This is a genomic window from Arthrobacter sp. fls2-241-R2A-172 (assembly GCF_030208885.1).
In the GTDB taxonomy this organism is placed as follows: domain Bacteria; phylum Actinomycetota; class Actinomycetes; order Actinomycetales; family Micrococcaceae; genus Arthrobacter.
On the sequence record NZ_JARVTB010000008.1, the window covers coordinates 160,365 to 184,795 of the forward strand.

Genomic DNA, 24,431 nt, shown 5'->3' on the forward strand with positions numbered 1-24,431 from the left:
GGAATCATTCCTATTTAGAGCTACACTGAAGCCCGTCAGTAATTGTGTTTGATTCTCATTTTGAGTAGATCCGAGGTCTTCGTGCGTCGTTCCGCCGTCCGCCTGTCCCTGGCCGCTTCTGCAGGCCTTGCCGCGCTCCTGCTGTCCTCCTGTGCTGGCCCGGCCGGGGCGGGCAACAAGTCCCAGTCAGGTGCCATCGAGGTAGTTACCTCGACGAACGTTTACGGCGACATCGTCAAGGCCATCGGCGGGGACAAGGTGGACGTCAAGGCAATCATTACCAAGACCAGCCAGGACCCGCACTCCTACGAGGCCAGCGCCCAGGACAAGCTGGTCATTTCCAAAGCCAAGCTGGTGGTGGAGAACGGCGGCGGGTACGACGAGTTCCTGCACAAAATCGCGGACGAGACCAAGATCGGCCACGAGAACATGATCAGTGCCGTCGAGGTTTCGGGGCTCGCTCCCGAGGAGGAATCCCACAGCGCAGACGCCCACAGCGACGAGCCCCACGCACACGACCACGGCAGCTTCAATGAGCACGTCTGGTACAGCCTGGACACCATGGGCAAGCTCGCTGATGCGGTGGCGGCCAAGCTCGGCAGCCTCGACGCCGGGTCCGCTGCGACCTTCACCGGTAACGCGGATGCCTTCAAAGCGAAACTCAATGGGCTGACCACCACGTTGAATAACGTTAAGGCCGCCAACGAACACCAGCCCGTGGCCATTACAGAGCCGGTTCCCCTGTACCTCCTTGAAGCGGCCGGCCTGGAGAACAAGACACCCGAGGCTTACAGCGCTGCCGTCGAAGAGGGGACCGACGTGCCGGCATCGGTACTGAAAGAGACCACCGACCTCCTCGGTTCCAAGTCGGTGCGCTTCCTTGCCTACAACGAGCAGACCGAGGGCCCGCAGACCGAAGCGGTCAAGCGCGCGGCAGAAGCCTCCGGGGTGCCGGTACTGAACTTCACCGAGACGCTGCCCGAGGGGAAAGACTACGTCCAGTGGATGGCCGACAACGTGGAGTCCATCGCCTCGGCCTTGAAGAAGTAGCTTTACCCAAGGCCCTGACTGGGGTGAAGGGTCCCGTTGCCGTCCTAAGATGTTCAGGATGGCTACGGGGCCTTTCCTGCCCCCTGCATAACACCACCAGAACTATTGCGTTCCCAGCAGCGCTTGGATCGAGGACAACTTTTGACACCGGTAGTGAGCCTCCGCGGCGCCAGCCTGCAGTTCGGCAAGAGGACGCTCTGGCGGGACCTGGATCTCGACATCAACCCGGGAGAGTTCTTTGCCGTCCTGGGGCCCAACGGCAGCGGTAAGACGAGCTTCCTGAAGGTGCTCCTCGGGTTGCAGGAACTCCAGTCCGGAACCGTTTCCCTGGGCGGCCACCCTGTGGAACGTGGCAGCAAACGGATCGGCTACATTCCACAGCAGAAGGCGTTCGCGCCAGATACCCCTTTGCGTGCCCGCGACCTGGTGGGGCTGGGGATCGACGGCCACCGCTGGGGCATCAGAGTTTCGTCGGGCAAGGTCAACCAACGGATCGACGACTTGTTGGAGCAGGTAGGGGCCTCCGATTACGCCAAGGTCCCCGTGGGCCAGCTGTCCGGCGGTGAGCAACAACGGCTCAGGGTGGCCCAGGCGCTGGCCTCGGAACCGCAGGTCCTGCTGTGCGATGAGCCGCTGCTTTCGTTGGACCTGCATCACCAGCAAGGTGTCAGTGCGCTGATCAACAAACAGTGCCACGAGAGGAACAGCGCCGTGGTTTTCGTGACCCACGAGATCAATCCTGTGATCGACTATGTGGACCGGGTGCTCTATCTGGCAGGTGGGCAATTCCGTGTGGGGACGCCACAGGAAGTGATGACCACGGAAGTTCTTTCGGAGCTGTACAACAGCCACGTGGAAGTCATCCATACCAACGGAAGGATCGTCGTCGTCGGTCTTCCGGACGCGACCACGCACTTCCATGACGATGCCCACGCCAGCGTCGGGGAGGAGCTCTAAATGGATCTCGCTTCTGTTTTTCAGACCATCTTCAATTTTGAGAACTACTCCGAGCTGCTGGTCCTGGTCCAGAACTCCATCTGGGCCGGGGCGGTTCTGGGGCTGTTGGGCGGCCTGGTTGGCACATTCGTGATGAAACGCGATCTCGCGTTCGCTGTTCACGGAATCTCGGAATTGTCCTTTGCCGGCGCTGCTTTTGCGTTGCTGATTGGCGCGGACATCATCCTCGGGTCCTTGATCGGCTCGGTGGCCGCGGCAGTGCTGTTGGGCTTCATGGGCGTCAGGGCCCGGGATAAGAACTCGATCATCGGCGTCATCATGCCCTTCGGCCTGGGCCTGGGAATCCTGTTCCTGGCGCTGTATGAGGGCAGGGCTGCGAACAAGTTCGGGCTGTTGACGGGGCAGATCGTGTCCGTTGACACCGTTCAGCTGCAGGTTCTCGCGGGGACTGCCGTCGTGGTGATGCTTGCGTTGGTGGCTATTTGGCGGCCGTTGAGCTTCGCGAGCGTGGACCCCGAGATGGCGGAGGCGCGCGGTGTGCCTGTGCGTGGACTGGCGATAGGCTTCATGGTTCTGCTGGGCGTCAGCGTGGCGCTGTCCATCCAGATCGTTGGCGCACTTCTGGTGCTTGCCTTGCTGATCACCCCCGCTGCGGCTGCTTTGAAAGTGACTACCTCGCCCAAGTTGGTGGTGGTGCTCAGCGTGGCCTTTGCCATGACCGCCACCGTGGGCGGCATCCTCCTTGCCCTTGGAAGCAGGATCCCCATCAGCCCCTACGTCACCACGTTGTCGTTCCTGATCTACGTGGTGTGCCGGGTGATCGGACGCGTCCGCGCCAAGAGGGGCCTCAACGGGCGGGTGTCGCGGGAACAGCCTGCGGGAGCGCTCTAGAGCTTTCCCGCGGCTTTCTTCGCGGTGCACTCAGGGCAGAGCCCGAAGATCTCAACCGTGTGCGCGACCTCGGTGAAGCCATGTTCCGCAGCCGTGCGGGCAGCCCAGGTCTCGACGGCGGGGGCCTCCACCTCGACCGCTTTTCCGCAGTTGCGGCACAGCAGATGGTGGTGGTGGCCGGTGACTGCGCATCGACGGTAGACGGCCTCGCCTTCGCCGTTGCGCAGGACATCAATCAGTCCGTCATCCGCCAGGGACTGCAGGATGCGGTAGGCGGTGGCAAGGGACACCGAGATGCCCTTGTTTTGCATCAGCCGGTACAGCTCCTGGGTGCTGACAAAGTCGTCCAACTCGTCCAGGGCGGCGCTGACAGCCAAACGTTGCTTGGTGACACGTTGCTCCTTCACACCGCCGGAGGCCGGCGTGGCCGGGCCTGTCGTGGTGGAACCGGTGCCGTGTGGCATTGACTGACTCACTTCCGTGGGGATCCTGGCGAACCCCAATTTTACCAGCAGGGGAACCTTGGAAACTCTCAGGGGCCGCCCCTAGGCTGTCCCCATGAAGCTCACCAAGTACACCCACGCATGTGTCCGCTTGGAGAAGGACGGAAACGTCCTTGTCATCGACCCCGGGGCCTTCTCTGAGGCCGAAGAAGCGTTGAAGGGGGCGCAAGCAGTACTCATCACGCATGAGCATAACGACCATATCGACTCACCCGCCGTTCTGGCAGCCCTGCGGAGCAACGAGTCGCTGGTAGTCCACGCCCCGGCCGGTGTCGCCACCGCACTCAAGGAAAACAGCGACATCGCTGCCCGTGTGCACGTCGCCGAGCCCGGCTCTGACTTCCAGGCTGCCGGCTTTGGCATTAAAACCTTCGGCGGCCAACACGCCGTGATCCATCACCAGATTCCGGTCGTGGCGAACATCGGTTACCTGGTGGACGGGAACGTGTTTCACCCGGGGGATTCCTTCGTGGTCCCGGACGGACTGGACGTCAAGACACTCCTGGTACCCATCCATGCACCGTGGTCCAAAGTGGGCGAGGTGCTGGACTTCGTGATCTCCGTGCGTGCTCCCAAGGCGTTTCCGGTCCATGATGCGCTGCTCAACGATATGGGACGGGGCCTCGTTGAAGGCCATGTCACACGGATTGGTTCCCGCTACGGCACCACGTACCAGTCGCTGGCGCCACGGGACTCCGTGGAGGTCTAGCCGGTCCAGGTTCCCGTGTCGTGGAAGTGCTTCAACACCGCTTCATGCGGCGCGGGATCCAGGCCGTGCGAGGCAAGCCACCCGGCGTCGTTGTAGCTGCCTGCGTAGCGGTCGCCGCCGTCGCACATGAGCGAAACGATGCTGCCTTGCCGTCCTTCGGAGATCATGGCAGCCACCAGTTGCCAAACGCCCCAGAGATTGGTGCCGGTGGAGGGTCCCGCGTGCAGGCCGGTGAGTTCGCGGAGATGCCGCATGGCGGCTACGGACGCGGCATCGGGGACCTGGATCATGTGGTCTATCACCGCCGGAATGAAACTCGGCTCGGAGCGCGGACGGCCGATGCCTTCAATGCGGGAGGGCAATCCTGTGGCTGTGGATGCGTCGCCGTCCCGCCAGGCCGGGTAGAAGGCCGAGTTTTCGGGATCAACGACCGCAAGGCGGGTGCTGTACCGGTTGTAGCGGAGGTAGCGGCCGATTGTGGCACTGGTGCCCCCGGTGCCGGCTCCCACTACGATCCATTCGGGCACCGGGTGCTCTTCCAGGGCGAGCTGCTCAAAGATTGATTCGGCAATGTTGTTGTTGCCCCTCCAGTCGGTGGCCCGTTCTGCGTGGGTGAACTGGTCCATGTAGTAGCCGCCGCACGTCTTCGCGGTCTCTTCAGCTACCGCGTAAACCTCGGACGCGTGGTCCACGAACAGGCACGTGCCGCCGAAGTCTTCGATCAACGCGATCTTTTCGGGGCTGGTTGTCCTGGTCATGACCGCGATGAACGGCAGGCCGATCAGGCGCGCAAAGTACGCCTCGGAAACCGCCGTGCTGCCGCTGGAAGCTTCGACGATGGTGGTGCCTTCAGTGATCCACCCGTTGACCAGGCCGTAGAGGAACAGTGAGCGTGCCAGACGGTGTTTGAGGCTGCCCGATCGGTGCGTCGACTCGTCCTTCAAATACAGCTGCACGCCCCAGTGCTCCGGTAACGGCACTGCGTAAAGGTGGGTGTCAGCCGAACGGTTGTTCTCCGCCTCGATTTTGCGGATGGCCTCGCTGGCCCAGGCCCTGTCCTGAATACACGAATTGCTCACTGGATAAGCCTAGGCTGGAATCCGGGCGCCGACAGCAACGGTGCCCGTGCCGTCGGACCGAAGGAGAACCCATGGACACTCTGATCAGCGCTGCAGGGCTTCGCAAGCGCCAGGAATCGGGCGAGCGGACTGTGCTCCTGGACGTACGTTGGGTCCTGGGGCGAAGCGATGGGCACAGCGAGTACCTGGCCGCCCATCTGCCGGGTGCTGTTTTTGTGGACCTCCCCTCGGAACTCGCAGACCACGCGCTGCCCGAGCGGGGCCGCCACCCGTTGCCTTCCCCGGAACGCTTCCAGGCGGCCGCGCGCAGCTGGGGGATTAACGACGGCGACACGGTGGTGGCGTACGACAACAGCGGCAGCATGGCAGCGGCCCGCGTGTGGTGGATGCTGCGGAACGCCGGTTTCGGCTCGGTCTACCTTCTCGACGGCGGCCTTTCCGTTTGGCGTGCAAAAGGGTATCCGGTGGAAGAGGGGGAGGTGCGGCCCGCCGTCGGAAACGTCACTTTGGGCGACGGCGTCATGCCGGTCGTTACCGAAGCGGAAGCCGCAGAGTGGCCGCAGCACGGGACGTTACTCGATGCCCGGGCAAGGGAGCGTTACCGGGGTGAAGTGGAGCCCGTCGATCCCAGGGCGGGACATATCCCGGGGGCCGTGAATGCTCCTACCACGGAAAACCTGGCACCTGACGGTACGTTCCTGCCGGCGGAACAGCTCCGCCGACGCTTCGAAGACCTGGGCCTGGAAGATTCCAGCGACGTCGCCGTCTATTGCGGTTCCGGAGTGACGGCGTCGCACGAAATTGCCGCGCTTCATATCGCTGGGTTCACGGCATCGCTTTTTCCTGGATCTTTCTCGCAGTGGTCCAACAACCCCGGTAATCCCGTGGCGGTAGGAGCTGAACCGTTCGAGGCCGGGGCTGGGAGTGAAGGCCGTCACGATGGTCGGAGTGGCACCAGCGCCACTGCCGGGAGTAGCGTCGAAGGATGACACCCGGACGCCCTGTGCCCCCGCCACTTGCCAAGACCATCACCCCTGATCCGGACTGGACCGGAGCCGGCTCCAGTACGCTGGCCGCAGCCTACGGCGCAACGGCGCCTGACAGCGGGCTGGTGCCCCTGACGGTGGCACGCCGGATCCCCACGGAAGACGACGTGGAGATCGCGATCGAATTCTGTGGGCTCTGCCATTCGGACGTTCATGCCACGCGTGGGGAATGGCGCGTTCCGCCGTATCCGCTGGTACCCGGGCACGAAATCGTGGGCCGGGTGACCCGTGTGGGCTCCGCCGTGCAGGATTTCGCGCCGGGCGACCACGTAGGCGTTGGTTGCATGGTGGATTCGTGCCGCGAATGCGAAAGCTGCCTCGACGGCCTGGAACAATACTGCGAGCGGGGCAACATCGGCACCTATGGTGCCCCGGACCCCCGGCACGGTGACGCTGTCACCCAAGGCGGATACTCGACGTCGGTGGTGGTTGACCGCCGGTTCGTGCTGAGGATCCCCGATGCCCTGGATCCCGCAGCGGCAGCACCGCTGTTGTGTGCCGGTATCACTACGTATTCCCCGCTGCGGTACTTCGACGTCGAAGAGGGCGACACCGTAGGTGTTGTGGGCTTGGGCGGACTGGGTCACATGGCCGTCAAGATCGCCAAGGCCATGGGCGCGGAAGTCACTGTGTTCACCACCTCCGAGTCCAAGTTCGACGCAGCCCGTGAACTCGGAGCCGACCACGTGGTTCTTTCCAAGGACTCCGAGGCCATGGAAGCAGCCAACCGCAGCATCGACGTCATCATCGACACGGTCGCTGCACCCCACGACCTCAACCCCTATTTCCGGACACTCCGCCTGGACGGTGCCCTCTTCCAGTTGGGCCTTCCTGCCGACGACATGCCGCCGGTCAGCCCCGCCCTGTTGATCCGGCGACGGCTCGCCTACGCGGGTTCGCTGATCGGAGGCATCGCGGAAACACAGGAAATGCTGGACTTCTGTGCCGAACATGGTGTCGCCAGCGACATCGAGATTGTGGGAGCTGAACAGCTGAACGAAGCGTACGACCGCATGGTGGCCGGCGACGTGAAGTACCGTTTCGTTCTGGATACCGCAACACTCCAGGAACCATCGGAAAGGGCAGACGCATGAGCACGCTGTTCACCAGGATCATTGACGGGGAGATTCCCGGCCGCTTCGTCTGGAAGGACGATGAAGTGGTCGCCTTCCTGACCATCGCCCCGCTTACACAGGGCCACACGTTGGTGGTGCCGCGTGAAGAGGTTGACTCGTGGACGCATGCAAGCCCGGAACTGCTGGCCAAGGTCATGGACGTCGCCCAGAGCATCGGGAAAGTACAGGAGGAGCTCTTTGACGCCAAGCGCGTGGGCGTCCTGATGGAAGGCTTCGAAGTGGAGCACCTGCACGTGCACGTGTGGCCGGCCTACTCCACTGCGGACTTCGAAGTGCACAACGTGGACCACAACCCGGATCCGGCGGTCATGGACGCTACTGCGGTGAAACTCCGTGCAGCCCTGCGGTCTGCAGGGCACGGGGACGCCGTTCCGGCAGACTGAGACCCTTCCAAGAGTTAACCCGGCGGTGCTGAATCAGCGCCGCCGGGTTTCTTGTTGGCGGTTATGCCGGGGCAAGCGCCTGGTTGAGGACGGTACGGATGCGCTTCTCCGACACGGAGTAGGCGGTTCCGAGCTCCACGGCGAACAGGCTGACCCGCAGCTCTTCGATCATCCAGCGCACCCGGGTTAACTCGGTGCCTGCCCGACGTCCCGGCAGGAGGGCCGAAACGGCGTCGTCGTAGTCGTCCTCGAGGCCTTGCACGACTGCCATGTTGAGGCTGTCGCGTTGGACGTTCCCAGGCAACTTCTCCAAGCGCTTCTCAATGGCCTGCAGGTACCGCGGCACTTGGCTCAATTGGGCGTAGCCCGTACGTGCCACAAAGCCCGGAAAGACCAACTGCTCCAACTGGCTCTTCATGTCATTGAGCGCACTGATCAAGGGCAGGCTCGCGTTGGACTTCAGTTCCTTCTGGATGCGGCGGGTGCTCGACAAGATCCGCTCGACGACGGCGGTCACCGTGAACACGGTATCGATCAGTTCTGCCCGTACTACTTCATACAGTGCATCAAAGGACTGTCGGTCCCACGGAAGTTCCTGCGGCGTCAACTTATCGATCGCAGCAAGGGCGCAGTCCGCAATCAGGGCGCTGACGGATCCGTGCGGGTTCTGGCTGAACGTGAGCTTTTCCATGTTGCTCAGGTGCTCCAGCACGTAACGGTCGGGGGGTGGAATACGCAATGCCAGGAGCCGGATGACTCCACCTCGCATGGCGGCCTCCTGTTCCGCCCGGGTCTGGAACACCCGGAGCGCCACGGACTTGCCCTCATCCACCAGGGCGGGGAAACCGGTGACGGCGTGGCCCTTGACGGTGCGCGTGACCTGGCGTTCCACGGTGCCAAAGTCCCATTCCGTGATGCCGCTCTTCTCTGCCACCGCACCATCACCCGCCGCTGAAGTGCCGGGGGCTGTGTGCTGGCCGGTAGTCGTGCCAGGTGTGCCGGCTCCCACTCCGTTCTTGGCGCGGGACGTCGTGGCCGGGGTAGCTCCGAGCGACTCGGCAATGGCGCGACGGGTGGCCGGTGCCAGCTTCTCCTGGAGCTCAGCGAGGTCCTTGCCCTCGTCCAGTACCTTGCCTTTGCTGTCCACTACCTTGAAGCTCACGCGCAGGTGTGCCGGCACGGCATCCCAGTTCCATGAGCCCGGAGGTATGACATGCCCTCGCAGCCGGCGCAGTACGAGCTCCAGGGAAGGCTCGAGCTCGTCGGTTGCGGGATCGAAGTCAGCTTCAAGGGCTGCGGTTGCCTGCCTGGCGACATCCGGTGCCGGAACGAAGTTCTTGCGTACCTGCTTGGGCAGGGATTTGATGAGGGCCGTGACGAGCTCCGCGCGTTGGCCGGGTATTTGCCAACGGAACGGGGCGTCGTCCAACTGGTTAAGGAACAACACCGGAACCTCAGCGGTCACGCCGTCGGACGGGTTGGGAGCCGATCCCGGCGCCACGGGGTGGAACTCGTAGCTCAGGGGGAGTTCAAAGCCCTTGTGCATCCACGTCTTTGGGTACGCGGAGTCATCCAAGGACTCGGCTTCTTCACTCATCAGCAGGGACTGGTCGAAGTCCAGAAGGGCGGGGTCCGATTGGCGGGCGTCTTTCCACCACTTATCAAAGTGCCGTTCGGAAACCACGTCCTTGCCTACGCGGGCGTCGTAGAACTCAAAGAGCGTCTGGTCATCCACCAGGATGTCGCGCCGACGCATGCGCGTTTCGAGTTCTTCGATTTCCTGCAGCAGGGCACGGTTACGGTGGAAGAATTTGTGGTGGGTCTTCCACTCACCCTCCACCAGGGCGTGCCGAATGAACAGTTCCCGGGACAGTTCGGGGTCGATGCGCCCGTAATTGACCCTGCGGTTGGGAATGATCGGCACACCATACAAGGTGACTTTTTCGTGGGCCAGCACGGCGCCCTGGCGCGAGGACCAGTGCGGTTCGCTATAGGAGCGCTTCACCAGGTCCGGTGCCACCTGTTCGGCCCACAGGGGGTCGAACTTCGCGGCAACGCGGGCCCAGAGCCGGCTGGTTTCCACCAATTCGGCAGCCATGACAAACGCCGGCGACTTCTTGAACAGCGCCGACCCGGGGAAGATCGCGAAACGGGTGCCCCGCGCGCCGGCGTATTCGCGCTTGCGCTCATCCAGGAGGCCGATGTGGCTGAGCAACCCTGACAGCAGGCTGATGTGGATGCCCTCATAGTTGCCCACGGGGTCCGCTTCGCGCTTGTTGTCCAGGGTGATGCCCAAAGGCTTGGCCATTTGCCGGAGCTGTGTGAAGAGATCCTGCCACTCGCGGACGCGCAGGTAGTTGATGAACTCATTGCGGCATAGCCTGCGGAATTGGGTGGAGGAGAGCTCACGCTGTTTTTCCTGGATGTAATTCCAGAGATTGAGGAAGCCTGTGAAGTCCGAGATCTCATCGCGGAAACGTGCGTGTTTCTCCGCGGCGAGCTGCTGCTTGTCCGTAGGCCTCTCCCGAGGGTCCTGGATGGTCAAAGCCGCGGCGAGGATCATGACTTCCCGGACGCAGCCGCGCTTGCCGGCCTCCACAATCATGCGGCCCAGCCTGGGATCAACCGGCAATTGGGCAAGTTGATGGCCGACGGCGGTCAGGCCACCACCGTTTCGGCCGTTGCCGCCGGCGTCGGCAGGCTTGGAGGCACGCAAGGCGCCGAGTTCGCGGAGGAGAGTGACGCCGTCGTTGATGGCCCGTGACTCCGGGGGCTCCACGAAGGGGAAGTTCTCGACGTCCTTTGGACCGCGCGCAACCCCCATTGCTGTCATCTGGAGGATGACGGCCGCGAGGTTGGTACGCAGGATCTCGGGGTCCGTGAACTGCGGACGAGACTCGAAGTCCTCTTCTGAATAAAGACGGATGGCTATGCCTTCGGACACACGGCCACAACGTCCTGAGCGCTGGTTGGCCGAGGCCTGGGAGACGCGTTCGATGGGAAGGCGCTGGACCTTGGTCCGGTGCGAGTACCGGGAGATGCGGGCCGTGCCGGTGTCGATCACATACTTGATTCCCGGTACGGTCAACGATGTTTCGGCCACGTTGGTAGCCAGGATGATGCGCCGTTTGCCGCCCGGGTTGAAGACCTTGTGTTGTTCCTGGAGGCTGAGGCGGGCGAAGAGGGGAAGCACTTCCGTCCCGGCAAGGCGGCGGTTCGTTTGGATACGGCCATTGATGGCCTCTGCAGCGTCACGGATTTCGCGCTCGCCGGAGAAGAAGATGAGGATGTCGCCCGGGGCTTCCTTGGCGAGCTCGTCAACGGCGTCGCACACGGCATCGAGGGGATCGCGGTCCTCTTCGAGCTCGTCGTCCGAATCGTCCTCGTCCCCGCCCGCCGGCTGAGACAGTGGGCGGTACCGGATTTCCACCGGGTAGGTCCGCCCGGAGACTTCAATGATCGGTGCCGGATCTTCATCGGTACCGAAGTGCTTGGCGAAGCGCTGGGGGTCGATGGTGGCGGAGGTGATGATGACCTTGAGGTCCGGGCGCTGGGGAAGGATCCGCTTGAGATAGCCCAGGATGAAGTCGATGTTGAGGCTTCGTTCGTGCGCCTCATCGATGATGATCGTGCTGTATTTCCGCAGGAGTTTGTCCCGCTGGATCTCCGCAAGCAGGATGCCGTCGGTCATCAGCTTGATTTTGGTGGACGCGCCCACCTCGCCGGTGAAACGGACCTGGAAACCTACTTCCTGGCCGATTTCGACGCCAAGTTCGGAGGCTATGCGTTCGGCAACAGTGCGCGCCGCAAGGCGGCGCGGCTGGGTGTGGCCGATCAGGCCCTTGTCTCCAAGGCCTAACTCGAGGCACATCTTGGGGATCTGGGTGGTCTTACCAGAGCCGGTTTCGCCGGCAATGATGGTTACCTGGTTGGCCGCGATGGCCGCCATCAGATCCTCGCGGCGCTCGGATACGGGCAGCTCTGCGGGGTAGGAAATAAGAAGTGTCATGGCTGCTGCCAGTCTACTGTGGCTTGGTTCCGGCGTCCGCGACCTCCGACACAGTCCCGGCCGCTGCACGGAGGCGATGGGAAAGGTCCAAGGCGAAGGTCCTGAATTCCTCCGGCTCGATGATCTCGAAATTCATGTCCAGCGAGGCCAGATAGGCCCCCGCTGAGGCCAGGCTGTCCCATCCGGACCGCAGGATCGTGGCCTGGTCGCCGTCGGCCGTTAGGGTGGCGTACTGGGAACTTACGACGGCGGCTACCTCGGCGAGGGGCGCGCGGAGCCGCACGACGACGTCGAACCTGTAGGGCGAACGCGTAATTGATTGCTGTACGTACGCCGCAAGGTCCTCTGCCGGCAACGGCCGTGGAGTGTACTTCCTGCGTTCCGAAGGCAGGGAAGCAAAGCGGTCGGCCCGGAACGTCCGCCAGCCTTCCCGCTCCAGGTCCCACGCCACCAAGTACCAGCGCCGGCCGGTGTCCACCAGCCTGTAGGGTTCCACCAGCCGGCGAGCGGAGTCGCCGTCGGACCTGACGTACTCGAAGGAGATCTGCCGCCTGTCGGATATCGCCGCCGAAACCACCGTTAACTGTTGCGGATCAACGCTTGCTGCATTGGTGGGAAGGGTGGTCACGGCAGCTTTCAACATGGCGAACTTAGGGCGAAGCCGGGAAGGCAGGACCTGTTCCAGCTTTGCCAACGCCCGCACGGAGGCCTCCCCGATTCCCGCCACCGGGCCCGCCGCGACGGAATTCAGGCCCAGGGCGACGGCCAAAGCTTCGTTATCGTCAAGGAGGAGGGGCGGAAGCTGCGCGCCAGCGCCAAGTTGGTAGCCGCCGGCGATCCCGGGGGTGGCGTGAATGGGGTAGCCAAGGTTGCGAAGCTTGTCGATGTCGCGGCGCACCGTCCGTTCGGTGACGCCCATGCGGTCAGCCAGGTCTGGTCCGGTCCATTCCCGGCGAACCTGCAACAGCGACAAGAGTTGAAGGAGCCGGGCCGAGGTTTGGATCATGCAAGCGAATCTAGTCCATGGCCGGGCGATTCCTCAGTAGATGCGCGGATTCCAGTAGGGGCTGCTCGGAGCATCGAAAGCGCTCCACGGTTCCTTGGAGTTGATGGGCGGGTTGTGGCCGCGGCCATCCTTCAAGAGGGCTGAAACGGTAGCGGCAACGGCGGTGATGAGGACGATGAAGAGGATGATTCCGAAGATTTCCATGCCTCCAGCCTGCTCCTGTGGCAGGTCAAGAAACAGTGGCAGAAATGCCCCATTTAGATAATTTTCTGCCACACTGGATGTATGTTGAAATCAGTGGCGGTGATCGTTGTTCCCAACTTCTCGATCTTCGAATTCGGCACGGCTTTCGAAGTCTTCGGCATTGACAGGACTGACAGGGACGGCGGAGTTCCGGGTTTCGACTTCCGGGTCTGCGCCCCGGAACCGGGTGATATCCGGATGAAGTCGGGGCTCTCCCTGCACGTGGAGAACGGACTTGAGGCAACCGCGGACGCGGACCTTGTGATCATGACCCCCTTCGGCAGGGACCAGGAGCTGCCCGAGTCCGTCCTGGAGGCCCTGCGCGCGGCACACGAGCGGGGAGCATGGGTCATGTCCATCTGTTCAGGGGCCTACGCGCTGGCCCGCGCCGGATTGTTGGACGGGCGCCGCTGCACCACCCACTGGCACTACTCGCATGACCTTGCAGCGCGCTACCCGGAGATCATCGTGGACGAGAACGTCCTTTACGTCCAGGACGGAACCATCATCACCAGTGCAGGCACGGCCGCAGGAATCGACGCGTGCCTGCATTTGGTCCGCGTCGAACTGGGAGCCAACGTCGCAACGGCCATAGCCCGCGACATGGTGGTGCCGCCGCACCGTGACGGCGGACAGGCCCAGTTCATCGACCGCCCCATGCCGCAATGCGGATCAGCGCCCATGGAGGAACTCCTCCGCTGGATGGTGCAGCACCTTGACCAGGAGCACAGCGTCAACGAGCTGGCGGCCCGGCTGCACATGTCCCCCCGGACGTTCGCGCGCCGATTCCGTGCTGAAACCGGAACAACACCCGCCGCATGGCTGAACTCGCAGCGGGTAATAAGGGCCCAGGAACTCTTGGAGAGTACGGAACTGAACATCGACGAAATTGCCCGCGAGGCAGGTTTTGGGCATTCAGTGCTCCTCCGGCACCACTTCACCAAGGTCCTCTCTACCAGCCCACAGAGCTATCGCCGGGCGTTCCGCGGACAGCTGGCCGAGGCAATCTAGGCGTCAGCGCCGACTGCCCGATTTTCCCCGCAACTCCGAGCCCTCCGCCTTGGCGCACTCCACCAGTTCCTGCCACGGGCCCGTTATGGCCCGCTCGGGAAGTGTTGCGCGGCGTTGGCCGGCCCGGATTGAGTACATGAAGCGATCCGGTTCGTTCAGCGTACGGTCCATGCCCTGTGCCTCGTCCCATGGGCAGGCCTCAACGATGGGAACCCACCGTTCCTTCTCCTCGGAAGAGATGGCTTCGACGATCCAGACGCGCGTCATCGCTGCGATTCCTCCACTGCGTTGGACGGTGATCTTCATGACCCGGCTGTTTCTCGTTCCACCCTCGGATGCCAGTCACCCGGCGGGTCCGAACACGGCCGTGGGTCCCGCCAACTGACTAAACCTTGACCTTCACAGTGTCCCACGCCTTCAGGACGGCGTCATGCTCCGCGGAGCCCGCACCGTACAGTTCTTCGGCCGTAGCAACCGTGGTCCTGGCGAACTTCCCAAAGGTGCAGGCCGCGGGCAAGGCCCCACTGGTCAGGGTGCCGTACCAGATCTGTCCCGGAGCCTCCCAGGCATTGCCGCCCAGGGTGGCGCTGACCAGGTAGAAGGCCCTGTTGGGGATACCCGAGTTGATGTGCACACCGCCGTTGTCGGCACTGGTCCTGACGTAGGTGTCCATGGAATCAGGCTGGGGGTCTTTACCCAGGACGTCGTCGTCGTAGGCGGTTCCGGGGGCTTTCATGGAGCGAAGAGCGGCGCCCTGGACCTGATCGGTGAAGAGTCCTTCGCCAATAAGCCAGCTCGCCTGCTGAACCGATTCCTGTTTCGCGTACTGCTCCACGAGGACTCCGAAGACGTCCGACATCGACTCATTGAGGGCCCCCGCTTGGTTGCGGTAGGCGAGATTGGCGGTGTATTGGGTCACGCCGTGGGCCAGTTCGTGGCCGATGACGCTCACGGACTTGGTGAAGCGCTGGAAGATCTGGCCGTCTCCGTCGCCGAAGACCATTTGGCTTCCATCCCAGAAGGCGTTGTCATACAGCTTGCCGTAATGAACGGACGCGTCGAGGGGGAGACCGGCGCCATCGATGGAGTCCCGGCCGAAGATCTCGCCGTACAGCCGGTGGGTGTTCCCCAAGCCGTCATAGGCCTCATCCGCTGCGGCATCCCCGATGGCGGGGGCGCCTTCTTTCCGGACGAGACGGCCCGGCAGTGTCTCCAGGCTCCCGGCATCGTAGATGGTCCGCTTCGGAGGGCCCGGCTTGGCCTGCCGCGCGCTGGGCGGTGCTGCTGGAAGGGGTGCCGTCCGAAGGGCCTGCAGGCCTTTGACGTGCAGCAAGGATTCCTTGGCCGCCCTGGCAACTGCCCGCAGGCGCGGTTCATTCTGGGCAGCAATCCTGCGGAGCATGTACGGCGGGACGATTGAGCAAATCACGGCAAACCCCTTTGGCTACGGACGAGGACCCTTTGGGATCAGCCTAGGAGCAGGGGCGGACAAAATAGTGTTGGAGGCCCGGCAAGCCCCGAAGTGATAGCGGCTGACCGGGAGACAAAAATACCCCGCCAGCAAGGCTGGCGGGGTATTTTCATTGTGCCCTCGATAGGATTCGAACCTACGGCCTTCTGCTCCGGAGGCAGACGCTCTATCCCCTGAGCTACGAGGGCATCCAGGGATCCCTCCGTTGCCGGTGGGACGTCCTAGAGCTTAGCAGCCACTGAGCCGCAAAGGAAAACTGCAACACACTTCCTTCAGCAGGTTGTTCGGCAGGTTGCTCAGTACCCCGCGAAAGAGTCCACATGAACCCGTCGTGCACCTGCGCCTCGGGCTGCCGCCCGCAAGGAGTCCACGCTGGAGGGTGAACCGGAGACAAACACCTCACGTTCGGCAATATCCGGCACCAACTCCTTCAGGCGCCCTGCATCGATCCGCGACGTTCCGGCGTCGTGCATGAACTCCGGGGGAGCGGAACCGTCCGCGAGCCGGGCAATCACTTTCGCCCCTGAGGCTTCCAACTGGCTGGTTCCGGCCAGCTCGGTGCGGCTTTTGGCGAGGTACAGCACCACCGTGTCCCGACTCCCGCGGGAGTCGGACGCAAGCTGCGACAGGAAAGGCGTGATCCCGATTCCTGCCGCTATCAGCAGGACGGGTTTGCCGGCGTCGTGCGGGAGCAGGAAATCACCGCCCACCGCGGTGGCCGAGACGGTATCCCCGGGGTGGAGCGCCAACAATGCCCTCTTGGCAGTGGACAGCGGCTCTGCCGTGCCGACTCCGAACGTCACCTCCGCCGCACCGGGCGGGTTGGTCATGCTGAAGACACGACGGCGGCCCTTCCCATCGGAGCCGGAATGCGGCAGGTTCAATTCCATGAACTGGCCGGCCGCGAACCTGACAGGACGCTGTGGTTCGAACCTGAACTCCGTGCTTCCAGGTGTCAAAGGCCGGGAGCCCTTGAAGACCAGCTCGACACCACCCCGTTGGCCAAGGAAGAACGCAATCAGGTTGCCAAGCAGCAGCGCCAGTTCCGGGGAATTCGCGACGAAACCGAGGTTGTAGGGGACAGCGAAGACAACACCGACGACGGCGGCAAGGGCCAACTGCTGCCAGCGCCGGGGAGGCAGGGTGAGCGGCTCGGAAAGCATGAAGCCGACAAAAAAGAGCAAAGGACGCTGGGCCAGGGGCTGCCACAGGGCCTGTCCGAACGTCATGCCCCGGTTCAGGAGTTCGGTGGTGATGATGCCGGTGGCGGTTACCATGAACACCGCTGCCATGAGCATCTTCCGGGTGCGGTAAAGGACAACCAGCACCCCGGGCACCAGCAGCCACAGCATCGCCGGTGTCGCAGCCCACCAGGTCGCAATGTTCAGGCCCGTCAGGCCAGTCAGGAAAGCCCCGGCCGCGGCCGGGTTGAAGATGTGCCGGCCACGGAACGCCAGCGCGTACTTGGAAACGCTCGCCAACACGCAGGCCAGTGCCACGCCGGCCATGTCAGCCGCCCCGAACGCCGGCCAGAACAGGAAGTAGAGCAGCAGCCCCGTAATGAGCGAAGACTCCGAGTGCGGCCTGACCCGGAACACCAGGGCCAGCAAGCGGCTCGACAAGTACGTCAAGCCAACGCAGAGCGCCAGGTGCACCAGCATCTCCGGGATACCGAACGTCAGCCAACCCAGCACGTCGAGAACCATGCTGTAGGCCACCAGGATGGCAAGGACCCAGAGAATCAGGCGGTACATCGTGAAGCGGCCCAGCCAGGTATCCAGACGGGACTTAACGGCAATCATGAAAACAGTCTCCCCTCAAATGCCGCGGAATACGTGGCACCACCTGCCGATGACACCTTGAGCCACGAGAACTCGAACTCATCCTCCAACGGCCCCGGATCCACCATGAACAATGCCGTGGCCAGCGCATCGGCCTCCAAGGCGCTCGCAGCCATGGTCCAGGTCGCAACAGTGGTTTCGATGGGCTGGCCGGTGGCGCCATCGAGTACATGGTGCAGCCCATCGCCCCAGGCTCGCCGGTTGGATGCCGAGGCACACAGCGCGGAGTTGGCCAGTTCCACGGTGCCAATGGCCTGCTTCGGGTTGTACGGGTGTTCCAACGCGACGACGACCGGATGCGTACCGGAATGCAGCATGTCGCCGCTGCCGTCCACCAGGAAATCGGCGTGTCCGGCAGCCCGCAGGACGTCGCCCAGAAGGTCAACCAACTGGCCTTTCCCGGCGGCGCCGATATCCAGGACCACCGCTTTGGTAACCATCAGCTCCGTGCCTGTCCACTCAAGGGTGCCTTCCCACGGGGGTGGCGCCTCCGGGCTGCCCGGGCTGGCCAGGGCGTAGTTTGCGTCGTAGCCGAGATGCTCGAGGCTGCTGCCGATCAGTGGCGTCATCCTTCCACCGCTGAGCCGGTACAGGGCCGCATAGATCTTTTGCAGGGCAGGTGCGTGGTCCGGAAGGGTGATGCGGCCGGGGCCCCGTGACACGGTGGCCACCAATGAGTCCGGCCGGAACCGCGACCACGCCTTGTCGTACGCGGAAACGGTGTCCAGCAGTTGGCCCCGGAGCTCAGCGCCCAGGGTGTCCGGCGTCGAAATTTCCCACCGTGTACCGATCCCCTCGAAGTCGAACAGGCTCCAGCCAGGGTGCGGCATGGCTGCTACTTGGCCTGGGACTTGATCTGTTGCACGGCATCATTGAAACCGCCGGACGTCAGCGAGGAGCCAGCCACTTTCGAGACGTTCAGCTCATCGATGTCCTTGCCGACAATCTGGGCTGCGATGCCACTGGCAAATTCGCCTTGGAACTTCTTGGTGTTCGGATTGGAGGGATGGGTTGTGATGTTGACCGCAGTGACCTTATCCGCAGCCAACGTCAGCTCTACGCCTACCGTTTCCTGGCCGTTGGGCGAGGTGTAAGTGCCGTCAGCGCTGTATGTGCCGTCCTTATAACCGGATGCCCCGTTGGCTGAGGATCCCTGTGGCGAGGGAGCGGTGGTGGAGACCTTGCCACCGTTCTGGGAAGCGGGAGTCTCCACGGCCGGCGATTCGGCCTTGGGGGCGCAGGCAGCAGCCGTCCCGATGATGGAGAGGCCGGCAAATCCAACGTAGAGGCTCTTGCGGAGTGGCGTAGTCATGGTTCTGCTCGTTTCAACTGGGCGTTCGACTGGACCGGTTTGCTAAGGGGCAATGACTGCAAGTCATTGCCTGTCCGGGGAGGCCGCTCATGCCGTCCCCTTACGTGTTCATAACGTTGAAATGAGCCTAATGGTTCAGGCTGTGCCGGGCGCCAGCCAGACCTGTGCCGGGGCTGTGTCAAAAGTATCCACATACGGCAGCCTCAATTCCGCGACTTTGCGGGCCCCCGGTAGGCTAGATCCGTGACTCCCGAAGAACTCTCTGCTGCCATATCCGCCTGCCTCAAGGACGCCGTCTCTGCCGGCGAAATCGCGTTGACGGAAACGTCCGTGCCAGACGCCGTGCGCGTGGAGCGACCCAAGAACCGGGACCACGGAGACTGGGCCACCAATATTGCATTGCAGTTGTCCAAGCAAGCAGGCATGAATCCCCGCGAATTCGCCGGAATCCTCAGTAACCGGCTGCAGGCCATTCCCGGTGTCACGGGCGTGGATATCGCGGGTCCCGGCTTCCTGAACATCACAGTCGATGCTGCTGCAGCCGGCGCCCTGGCCAAGGCCATTGTCGAAGCCGGTTCCAGCTACGGTACAAACCAGGCCCTCGCTGGCCGCGTGGTCAACATGGAATTCGTTTCCGCCAACCCCACCGGTCCGCTGCACATCGGGCACACGCGCTGGGCTGCCCTGGGTGATTCGATTGCCCGCGTCCTGCGTGCTTCGGGCGCCGACGTCACTGCTGAGTACTACATCAACGACGCCGGTTCGCAGATGAACGTCTTCGCCAACTCAGTGTTGTCGCGGCTGCATGGACGTGGAGTCCCCGAAGGCGGCTACCCGGGCGAGTACATCCGGGAACTCGGCGACGAAGTCCTGAAGGCCCACCCGGATGTCCGTGAACTGACGGACGAGGCAGCGCTGCCGGTCATTCGTGCGGCAGCCTACGAAGCCCAGATGGCTGACATCAAGGCCACGCTGGCCGGATTTGGCGTGGAGTTTGATGTCTTCTTCTCCGAGAAGGAACTGCACGACGCCGGTGCGATCGAATCGGCCGTCGCCCGCCTCCGCGAGCAGGGCCACGTGTTCGACGACGGCGGTGCCGTCTGGTTGCGCACTACCGACTTCGGCGACGATAAAGATCGCGTCATGATCCGTGCAAACGGCGAACCGACCTACTTTGCAGCGGATGCCGCCTATTACTTGTCCAAGAAGGACCGCGGATTCACTGAGAAGATCTACCTCCTCGGCGCGGACCACCACGGCTACATCAACCGCCTGAAGGCCATTGCCGCGTGTGCCGGTGACGATCCCGAGGTCAACATTGAGGTCCTGATCGGTCAGCTGGTGTCGGTCAACGGTGCCAAGCTGTCCAAGCGTGCGGGCAACATCATCGAGCTCAAGGACCTTATCTCCTGGCTCGGCAAGGACGCTGTCCGTTACTCATTGGCCCGCTTCCCCGCAGATTCCCCCCTGACACTGGACCCGGAACTGTTGAAAAAGCACAGCAACGAGAACCCCGTGTTCTACGTGCAGTACGCGCATGCCCGTTCCCGCGGCACTGCACGGAACGCCGAAGAGGCCGGCGTGGACCGTTCAGTCTTCGATGCCTCGCTGCTGGATCACCCCACGGAAAACGAGTTGCTCTCCTATTTGGGCAGCTACCCGTCCATCGTTGCCAAGGCTGCCGAGCTGCGGGAGCCCCACCGGGTGGCCCGCCACCTCGAGGTCATCGCCGGTGCTTACCACCGTTGGTACGACGCGTGCCGGGTCTCGCCCCAGGGCGAGGAACCCGTCCAGGACGTTAACCGCACCCGCCTGTGGCTGAACGACGCCACCAGCCAGGTGCTCGCCAACGGACTCGAACTGCTGGGCGTGTCAGCGCCGGAACGGATGTAAGCCATGAACACCAACGCAGCACATGCTTCTCCGCTCGCTCCGGATTGGCTGGCAGTTCCCGAGAACCTCAATGCCCTGCAGTCGCCGATGTGGGCTGCCGGCGTGGAGAAGAACGACGCCGGTGAGGTCGCCATTGACGGCATTACTGTCAGTGAGCTGAAGGAACAATACGGAACCCCGCTTTTCGTCATGAGCGAGTCGGACTTCCGGTCCCGCGCCCGGGCGTTCAAGGACGCGTTCGACGAAGCCTTCGCGGACATCTGCGGGGGAGTGGACGTCTACTACGCAGGTAAGTCCTTCCTGTGCACCGCAGTGGCCAGCTGGGTGGCCGACGAGGGCCTCCGCCTGGACACGTGCTCCGGCGGTGAACTTGCGGTCGCTGCACGTGCGGGGATCCCGGGTGCCAACCTTGGCCTGCACGGCAACAACAAATCCGACGCGGAAATCAACCGTGCCTTGGATATGTCCCTTGGCCGGATCGTGGTGGACAGCCTCGACGAACTGGAACGGGTGGCAAAGATCGCCTCCAGCCGGGGCGAAACAGCCAAAGTCATGTTGCGGCTGACCCCTGGCGTGCACGCCCACACCCACGAATTCATCGCCACGGCCCACGAGGACCAGAAGTTCGGCCTCTCGATGGCAGGCGATTCAACCGACGAAGCTGGGCTCTCGGCAGCAGAGGAGGCCGTGGCTGCTGCCACCGCCTACGACAGCATCGAACTGCTGGGCCTGCACTGCCATATCGGGTCACAGATTTTCGAGCCTGACGGCTTTGCCTTGGCAGCGGAGAAACTCCTCGGATTCCTTGCCGCCATGCAGGCGAAATACTCCATCACTCTTCCCGAGCTGGACCTCGGCGGTGGTTACGGCATCGCCTACACGCCGGTGGACACTCCCCGGCCGCCCGCCGAGATCGCGCAGGCCATGGCCGACGTCGTTCGTTCCACCTGTGCCGCACTGGGCATCACCGCCCCCCGGATCTCCATCGAGCCAGGCCGCGCGATCGTGGGGAGCAGCACCTTCACCCTCTACGAGGTTGGCACGCTCAAAACGGTCCGCGTAGACGTCCCGGAGAGCGAAACGGAGGACAAGAACGTTACGTATCCGCGGCGCTATGTGTCGGTGGACGGCGGGATGAGCGACAACGCCCGTCCGGTGCTGTACGACGCGGATTATTCGGCAATTTTGGCTTCACGCGACTCCACGGCCGTTCCGCAGCTGTCCCGCGTAGTGGGCAAACATTGCGAGAGCGGCGACATAGTTGTTAGAGATGTATATCTGCCCGCGGATGTGGCAGCCGGTGATTTGCTCGCAGTACCGGGTACCGGCGCCTACTGCTGGGCCCTTTCCAGCAACTACAACTACCTGGCCCGGCCTGGCGTTGTCGCTGTACGCGACGGAGCCGCCCGGCTGATTGTCCGCGGGGAAACCGAAGAAGATCTCTTGAACCGCGACATGGGAGTGGCGAATGTCTGAAGTGCAAACCTTGAAGGTGGCCCTGCTGGGCTGTGGCAACGTTGGGGCCCAGGTTGCGCGGATTCTGATTGACGACGCCGAAGCTTTGGCTGCCCGCACCGGAGCCCGTCTGGAACTTTCGGGCATTGCCGTGCGCACCATCGATGCACCCCGCGACGTCGAACTGCCCCGCGAACTGTTCACTACCGATGCCGACACCCTGGTCAAGGACGCGGACCTCGTCATCGAGCTCATGGGCGGCATCGAGCCCGCCCGCTCCTTGATCCTGACGGCCATCCAGAACGGTGCCTGCGTGGTTACCGGCAACAAGGCATTGCTCGCCCAGGACGGCCCCACTCTTTATGAAGAGGCTGACAAGGCAGGCGTCCAGCTCTCGTATGAAGCGGCCGTTGCGGGAGCCATTCCTATCCTGCGTCCCATCCGCGACAGCCTGTCAGGCGACCGCATCACCCGTGTCCTGGGCATCGTCAATGGCACCACCAACTTCATCCTCGACCAGATGGACACCACAGGCGCACAGTTCGCTGACGCCCTGGCCGAAGCCCAGCGGCTCGGGTACGCAGAAGCGGATCCTACTGCCGACATCGAAGGACACGACGCCGCGGCTAAGGCTGCCATCCTCGCGTCCCTGTCGTTCCACACGCGCTTCTCCCTGGACGATGTCTACTGCGAAGGCATCACGAAGGTCAGTGCTGCGGACATCGCTTCGGCCAAGGAAGCGGGCTTTGTCATCAAGTTGCTCGCCATTGCCGAAAAGATCGAATCTTCGGATAACGGCAGCGGCATTTCGGTGCGGGTCCACCCCACCCTCTTGCCCCGTGAGCACCCGCTGGCTGCAGTTCGCGGTGCCTTCAACGCAGTGTTCATTGAGGCCGAAAATGCTGGTGAACTGATGTTCTACGGACAGGGCGCTGGGGGTACCCCCACCGCCTCTGCCGTGCTGGGCGACCTGGTCTCCGCGGCCCGCCGACTCGTACTGGGCGGCCCGGGCCGAACGGAAACCACCACAGGCCATGTCCCTGCGCTGCCCGTCGATGCCTCCAACACGAGCTACTACATTGGCCTGGACGTCGCCGACCAGGCCGGCGTCCTGGCCCGCATCGCGCACATCTTTGCCGAGCACGCCGTGTCCATCGAGACAATGCGCCAGACAATCCACCGCGACGCTGCCTCCAAGGTCGAGTCGGCGGAGCTGAAAATCGTGACGCACCGTGCATCCGAAGCTGCACTCGCAGCAACCGTCGAGGCCGTGAAGGGCCTCGACGTCATCAATTCTGTGACATCCGTACTGCGGGTAGAAGGGGTCTAAGTGGCTCACCAATGGCGCGGAGTAATCCGCGAATACGCTGATCGTTTGCCCGTAACGGAAGCCACCAAGGTCATCACCCTCGGCGAGGGCGGTACGCCGCTCGTCCACGCGCAGAAGCTCTCCGAGCTCACGGGCTCCGAGGTATACCTCAAGGTGGAGGGCATGAACCCCACGGGTTCCTTCAAGGACCGTGGCATGACCATGGCCATGACTGCGGCCGTGGAAGCCGGCGCGAAGGCCGTTGTCTGTGCCTCCACCGGCAACACCTCCGCTTCTGCGGCTGCCTACGCAACCGCGGCGGGACTCAAGTGCGCAGTGCTCGTCCCCGAAGGCAAAATCTCCATGGGCAAGCTGAGCCAGGCCATCGCGCATGGCGCCACCTTGCTCCAGGTGGATGGCAACTTCGACAACTGCCTGGACATCGCCCGCAAGCTCGGCGAGGCTTACCCGGTGTTCCTGGTGAACTCCGTAAATCCGGCACGTATCCAGGGCCAGAAGACCGGTGCTTTCGAAGTTGTTGACTCGCTGGGCGATGCTCCCGACATCCACGTGCTGCCCGTCGGCAACGCCGGCAACATCAGCGCCTACTGGAAGGGCTACAAGGAGTACTCCGCACCGTTTGAGACCGCCAACGGAACGCTCCCCGCCGTCTCCACCAAGACCCCCATCATGTGGGGCTTCCAGGCAGCAGGTGCCGCGCCCTTCGTGGCAGGGCACCCCATCACCGAGCCTGACACCATCGCCACTGCCATCCGCATCGGCAACCCGGCATCGTGGGACACCGCTGTCGCGGCCCGCGACGAATCAGGCGGACTGATCGAGGCAGTCACCGATGACGAGATCCTGGCGGCCCACCGTTGGTTGTCCGCCAAGGAAGGTGTCTTCGTCGAGCCCGGCTCCGCCGCTGGTGTTGCCGGCCTCATCAAGAAGCACGCGGCAGGCGAGGTTCCTTCGGGAAAGACCATCGTCATCACGGTCACCGGACATGGCCTCAAGGATCCGCAGTGGGCACTTCGTACCGAAGACGGCAGTGATGTCCAGCCCGTCAAGGTGCCGAACGACGTCGTCACCGTTGCCGCGGAACTGGGACTGGAAGAAAACTAAGA

The 24,431-nt window shown here is 63.2% G+C and carries 22 protein-coding genes and 1 tRNA gene; 12 read left to right on the forward strand and 11 right to left on the reverse strand.

The window, feature by feature from the left end:
- Nucleotides 1–48: 48 nt before the first annotated feature.
- From QRM57_RS13605 to QRM57_RS13615, 3 genes are all read left to right on the forward strand, one after another.
- Nucleotides 49–1,050 (forward strand): metal ABC transporter solute-binding protein, Zn/Mn family, encoded by a 1,002-nt coding sequence (locus tag QRM57_RS13605; protein ID WP_284987019.1) that lies wholly within the window; start codon nucleotides 49–51, stop codon nucleotides 1,048–1,050.
- A 141-nt stretch (nucleotides 1,051–1,191) separates the two neighbouring features.
- Nucleotides 1,192–2,007 (forward strand): metal ABC transporter ATP-binding protein, encoded by an 816-nt coding sequence (locus QRM57_RS13610; protein ID WP_284987020.1) that lies wholly within the window; start codon nucleotides 1,192–1,194, stop codon nucleotides 2,005–2,007.
- On the forward strand, nucleotides 2,008–2,898 hold the full coding sequence (locus QRM57_RS13615) for a metal ABC transporter permease (RefSeq protein ID WP_284987021.1): 891 nt from the start codon (nucleotides 2,008–2,010) through the stop codon (nucleotides 2,896–2,898).
- Here the strand turns inward: QRM57_RS13615 and QRM57_RS13620 are convergent.
- A complete protein-coding gene (locus tag QRM57_RS13620) occupies nucleotides 2,895–3,362 on the reverse strand; it encodes a Fur family transcriptional regulator (protein ID WP_235520689.1) in 468 nt (155 codons plus the stop codon). The two genes, QRM57_RS13615 and QRM57_RS13620, sit on opposite strands and share 4 nt — an antisense overlap.
- Nucleotides 3,363–3,456: 94 nt before the next feature.
- On the opposite strand from QRM57_RS13620, the gene QRM57_RS13625 reads away from it, so the two are divergent.
- On the forward strand, nucleotides 3,457–4,110 hold the full coding sequence (locus QRM57_RS13625) for an MBL fold metallo-hydrolase (RefSeq protein WP_257369163.1): 654 nt from the start codon (nucleotides 3,457–3,459) through the stop codon (nucleotides 4,108–4,110).
- Here the strand turns inward: QRM57_RS13625 and cds1 are convergent.
- On the reverse strand, nucleotides 4,107–5,189 hold the full coding sequence (cds1, locus tag QRM57_RS13630; protein ID WP_284987022.1) for an L-cysteine desulfhydrase Cds1: 1,083 nt from the start codon (nucleotides 5,187–5,189) through the stop codon (nucleotides 4,107–4,109). The genes QRM57_RS13625 and cds1 overlap by 4 nt on opposite strands.
- A 71-nt stretch (nucleotides 5,190–5,260) precedes the next feature.
- Between cds1 and QRM57_RS13635 the strand changes: the two genes are divergently transcribed.
- The 3 genes from QRM57_RS13635 to QRM57_RS13645 are packed head-to-tail and all read left to right on the forward strand — an operon-like array spanning nucleotide 5,261 to nucleotide 7,754.
- Nucleotides 5,261–6,178, forward strand: a complete 918-nt coding sequence (locus tag QRM57_RS13635; protein ID WP_284987023.1) for a sulfurtransferase — start codon at nucleotides 5,261–5,263, stop codon at nucleotides 6,176–6,178.
- A complete protein-coding gene (locus QRM57_RS13640; RefSeq protein WP_235520554.1) occupies nucleotides 6,175–7,329 on the forward strand; it encodes an NAD(P)-dependent alcohol dehydrogenase in 1,155 nt (384 codons plus the stop codon). Before QRM57_RS13635 ends, QRM57_RS13640 begins: the two co-directional genes overlap by 4 nt.
- Nucleotides 7,326–7,754: an HIT family protein gene (locus QRM57_RS13645; RefSeq protein ID WP_257369159.1), complete on the forward strand. Its 429-nt coding sequence runs from the start codon at nucleotides 7,326–7,328 to the stop codon at nucleotides 7,752–7,754. Before QRM57_RS13640 ends, QRM57_RS13645 begins: the two co-directional genes overlap by 4 nt.
- A 61-nt stretch (nucleotides 7,755–7,815) precedes the next feature.
- On the opposite strand, the gene hrpA is transcribed toward QRM57_RS13645, so the two are convergent.
- Genes hrpA through QRM57_RS13660 form a run of 3 tightly spaced genes read right to left on the reverse strand, consistent with a single transcriptional unit; the run spans nucleotide 7,816 to nucleotide 12,973 of the window.
- Nucleotides 7,816–11,763, reverse strand: a complete 3,948-nt coding sequence (gene hrpA, locus QRM57_RS13650) for an ATP-dependent RNA helicase HrpA (RefSeq protein WP_284987024.1) — start codon at nucleotides 11,761–11,763, stop codon at nucleotides 7,816–7,818.
- 13 nt (nucleotides 11,764–11,776) lie between these two features.
- Nucleotides 11,777–12,769, reverse strand: a complete 993-nt coding sequence (locus tag QRM57_RS13655; protein WP_284987025.1) for a helix-turn-helix transcriptional regulator — start codon at nucleotides 12,767–12,769, stop codon at nucleotides 11,777–11,779.
- Nucleotides 12,770–12,802: 33 nt separating this feature from the next.
- The gene (locus QRM57_RS13660; protein ID WP_014922190.1) at nucleotides 12,803–12,973 is read right to left on the reverse strand and encodes a hypothetical protein; all 171 of its coding nucleotides are present in this window, start codon (nucleotides 12,971–12,973) and stop codon (nucleotides 12,803–12,805) included.
- A gap of 81 nt (nucleotides 12,974–13,054) precedes the next feature.
- Between QRM57_RS13660 and QRM57_RS13665 the strand changes: the two genes are divergently transcribed.
- Nucleotides 13,055–14,023, forward strand: a complete 969-nt coding sequence (locus tag QRM57_RS13665) for a GlxA family transcriptional regulator (RefSeq protein ID WP_235520550.1) — start codon at nucleotides 13,055–13,057, stop codon at nucleotides 14,021–14,023.
- Between the two features lie 3 nt (nucleotides 14,024–14,026).
- Here QRM57_RS13665 and QRM57_RS13670 read toward each other — a convergent pair whose 3' ends face one another.
- The 6 genes from QRM57_RS13670 to QRM57_RS13695 form a co-directional block, all read right to left on the reverse strand.
- Nucleotides 14,027–14,329 (reverse strand): protealysin inhibitor emfourin, encoded by a 303-nt coding sequence (locus tag QRM57_RS13670; RefSeq protein WP_235521624.1) that lies wholly within the window; start codon nucleotides 14,327–14,329, stop codon nucleotides 14,027–14,029.
- A gap of 79 nt (nucleotides 14,330–14,408) precedes the next feature.
- On the reverse strand, nucleotides 14,409–15,452 hold the full coding sequence (locus QRM57_RS13675) for a M4 family metallopeptidase (RefSeq protein ID WP_284987026.1): 1,044 nt from the start codon (nucleotides 15,450–15,452) through the stop codon (nucleotides 14,409–14,411).
- A 157-nt stretch (nucleotides 15,453–15,609) separates the two neighbouring features.
- Nucleotides 15,610–15,682: transfer RNA gene (locus QRM57_RS13680), tRNA-Arg, on the reverse strand.
- Nucleotides 15,683–15,790: 108 nt separating this feature from the next.
- Nucleotides 15,791–17,296 (reverse strand): FAD-dependent oxidoreductase, encoded by a 1,506-nt coding sequence (locus QRM57_RS13685; RefSeq protein ID WP_284987027.1) that lies wholly within the window; start codon nucleotides 17,294–17,296, stop codon nucleotides 15,791–15,793.
- Nucleotides 17,293–18,165: an FAD:protein FMN transferase gene (locus QRM57_RS13690; protein WP_284987028.1), complete on the reverse strand. Its 873-nt coding sequence runs from the start codon at nucleotides 18,163–18,165 to the stop codon at nucleotides 17,293–17,295. The genes QRM57_RS13685 and QRM57_RS13690 overlap by 4 nt, the downstream gene beginning before the upstream one ends.
- A 5-nt stretch (nucleotides 18,166–18,170) precedes the next feature.
- Nucleotides 18,171–18,647 (reverse strand): FMN-binding protein, encoded by a 477-nt coding sequence (locus QRM57_RS13695; protein ID WP_284987029.1) that lies wholly within the window; start codon nucleotides 18,645–18,647, stop codon nucleotides 18,171–18,173.
- A gap of 243 nt (nucleotides 18,648–18,890) precedes the next feature.
- Here QRM57_RS13695 and argS point away from each other — a divergent pair, with 243 nt between their 5' ends.
- From argS to thrC, 4 genes are read left to right on the forward strand one after another with little or no spacing between them, the layout of a single operon-like run.
- Entirely contained in the window at nucleotides 18,891–20,540 is a 1,650-nt protein-coding gene (gene argS / locus QRM57_RS13700; RefSeq protein ID WP_235521620.1) for an arginine--tRNA ligase, read from the forward strand.
- Between the two features lie 3 nt (nucleotides 20,541–20,543).
- Complete coding sequence (lysA, locus tag QRM57_RS13705; RefSeq protein WP_257369152.1) at nucleotides 20,544–22,016, forward strand: diaminopimelate decarboxylase; 1,473 nt, start codon at nucleotides 20,544–20,546, stop codon at nucleotides 22,014–22,016.
- A complete protein-coding gene (locus QRM57_RS13710) occupies nucleotides 22,009–23,325 on the forward strand; it encodes a homoserine dehydrogenase (protein WP_235521618.1) in 1,317 nt (438 codons plus the stop codon). Before lysA ends, QRM57_RS13710 begins: the two co-directional genes overlap by 8 nt.
- Nucleotides 23,326–24,429, forward strand: coding sequence for a threonine synthase (thrC, locus tag QRM57_RS13715; protein ID WP_284987030.1), 1,104 nt, complete (start codon nucleotides 23,326–23,328; stop codon nucleotides 24,427–24,429). It begins immediately after the preceding gene.
- The last annotated feature ends 2 nt before the right edge of the window (nucleotides 24,430–24,431 follow it).

Excerpts from the sequence above, each read along its gene's own strand:
- QRM57_RS13645 (WP_257369159.1), top strand. The coding sequence starts at position 7,326 with ATGAGCACGCTGTTCACCAGGATCATTGACGGGGAGATTCCCGGCCGC.
- QRM57_RS13660 (WP_014922190.1), bottom strand. The coding sequence starts at position 12,973 with ATGGAAATCTTCGGAATCATCCTCTTCATCGTCCTCATCACCGCCGTT.
- QRM57_RS13640 (WP_235520554.1), top strand. The coding sequence starts at position 6,175 with ATGACACCCGGACGCCCTGTGCCCCCGCCACTTGCCAAGACCATCACC.
- QRM57_RS13690 (WP_284987028.1), bottom strand. The coding sequence starts at position 18,165 with ATGCCGCACCCTGGCTGGAGCCTGTTCGACTTCGAGGGGATCGGTACA.
- QRM57_RS13620 (WP_235520689.1), bottom strand. The coding sequence starts at position 3,362 with ATGCCACACGGCACCGGTTCCACCACGACAGGCCCGGCCACGCCGGCC.
- hrpA (WP_284987024.1), bottom strand. The coding sequence starts at position 11,763 with ATGACACTTCTTATTTCCTACCCCGCAGAGCTGCCCGTATCCGAGCGC.
- QRM57_RS13670 (WP_235521624.1), bottom strand. The coding sequence starts at position 14,329 with ATGAAGATCACCGTCCAACGCAGTGGAGGAATCGCAGCGATGACGCGC.
- lysA (WP_257369152.1), top strand. The coding sequence starts at position 20,544 with ATGAACACCAACGCAGCACATGCTTCTCCGCTCGCTCCGGATTGGCTG.
- QRM57_RS13710 (WP_235521618.1), top strand. The coding sequence starts at position 22,009 with ATGTCTGAAGTGCAAACCTTGAAGGTGGCCCTGCTGGGCTGTGGCAAC.
- QRM57_RS13695 (WP_284987029.1), bottom strand. The coding sequence starts at position 18,647 with ATGACTACGCCACTCCGCAAGAGCCTCTACGTTGGATTTGCCGGCCTC.
- QRM57_RS13665 (WP_235520550.1), top strand. The coding sequence starts at position 13,055 with ATGTTGAAATCAGTGGCGGTGATCGTTGTTCCCAACTTCTCGATCTTC.
- QRM57_RS13655 (WP_284987025.1), bottom strand. The coding sequence starts at position 12,769 with ATGATCCAAACCTCGGCCCGGCTCCTTCAACTCTTGTCGCTGTTGCAG.
- QRM57_RS13635 (WP_284987023.1), top strand. The coding sequence starts at position 5,261 with ATGGACACTCTGATCAGCGCTGCAGGGCTTCGCAAGCGCCAGGAATCG.
- QRM57_RS13685 (WP_284987027.1), bottom strand. The coding sequence starts at position 17,296 with ATGATTGCCGTTAAGTCCCGTCTGGATACCTGGCTGGGCCGCTTCACG.
- QRM57_RS13615 (WP_284987021.1), top strand. The coding sequence starts at position 2,008 with ATGGATCTCGCTTCTGTTTTTCAGACCATCTTCAATTTTGAGAACTAC.
- QRM57_RS13625 (WP_257369163.1), top strand. The coding sequence starts at position 3,457 with ATGAAGCTCACCAAGTACACCCACGCATGTGTCCGCTTGGAGAAGGAC.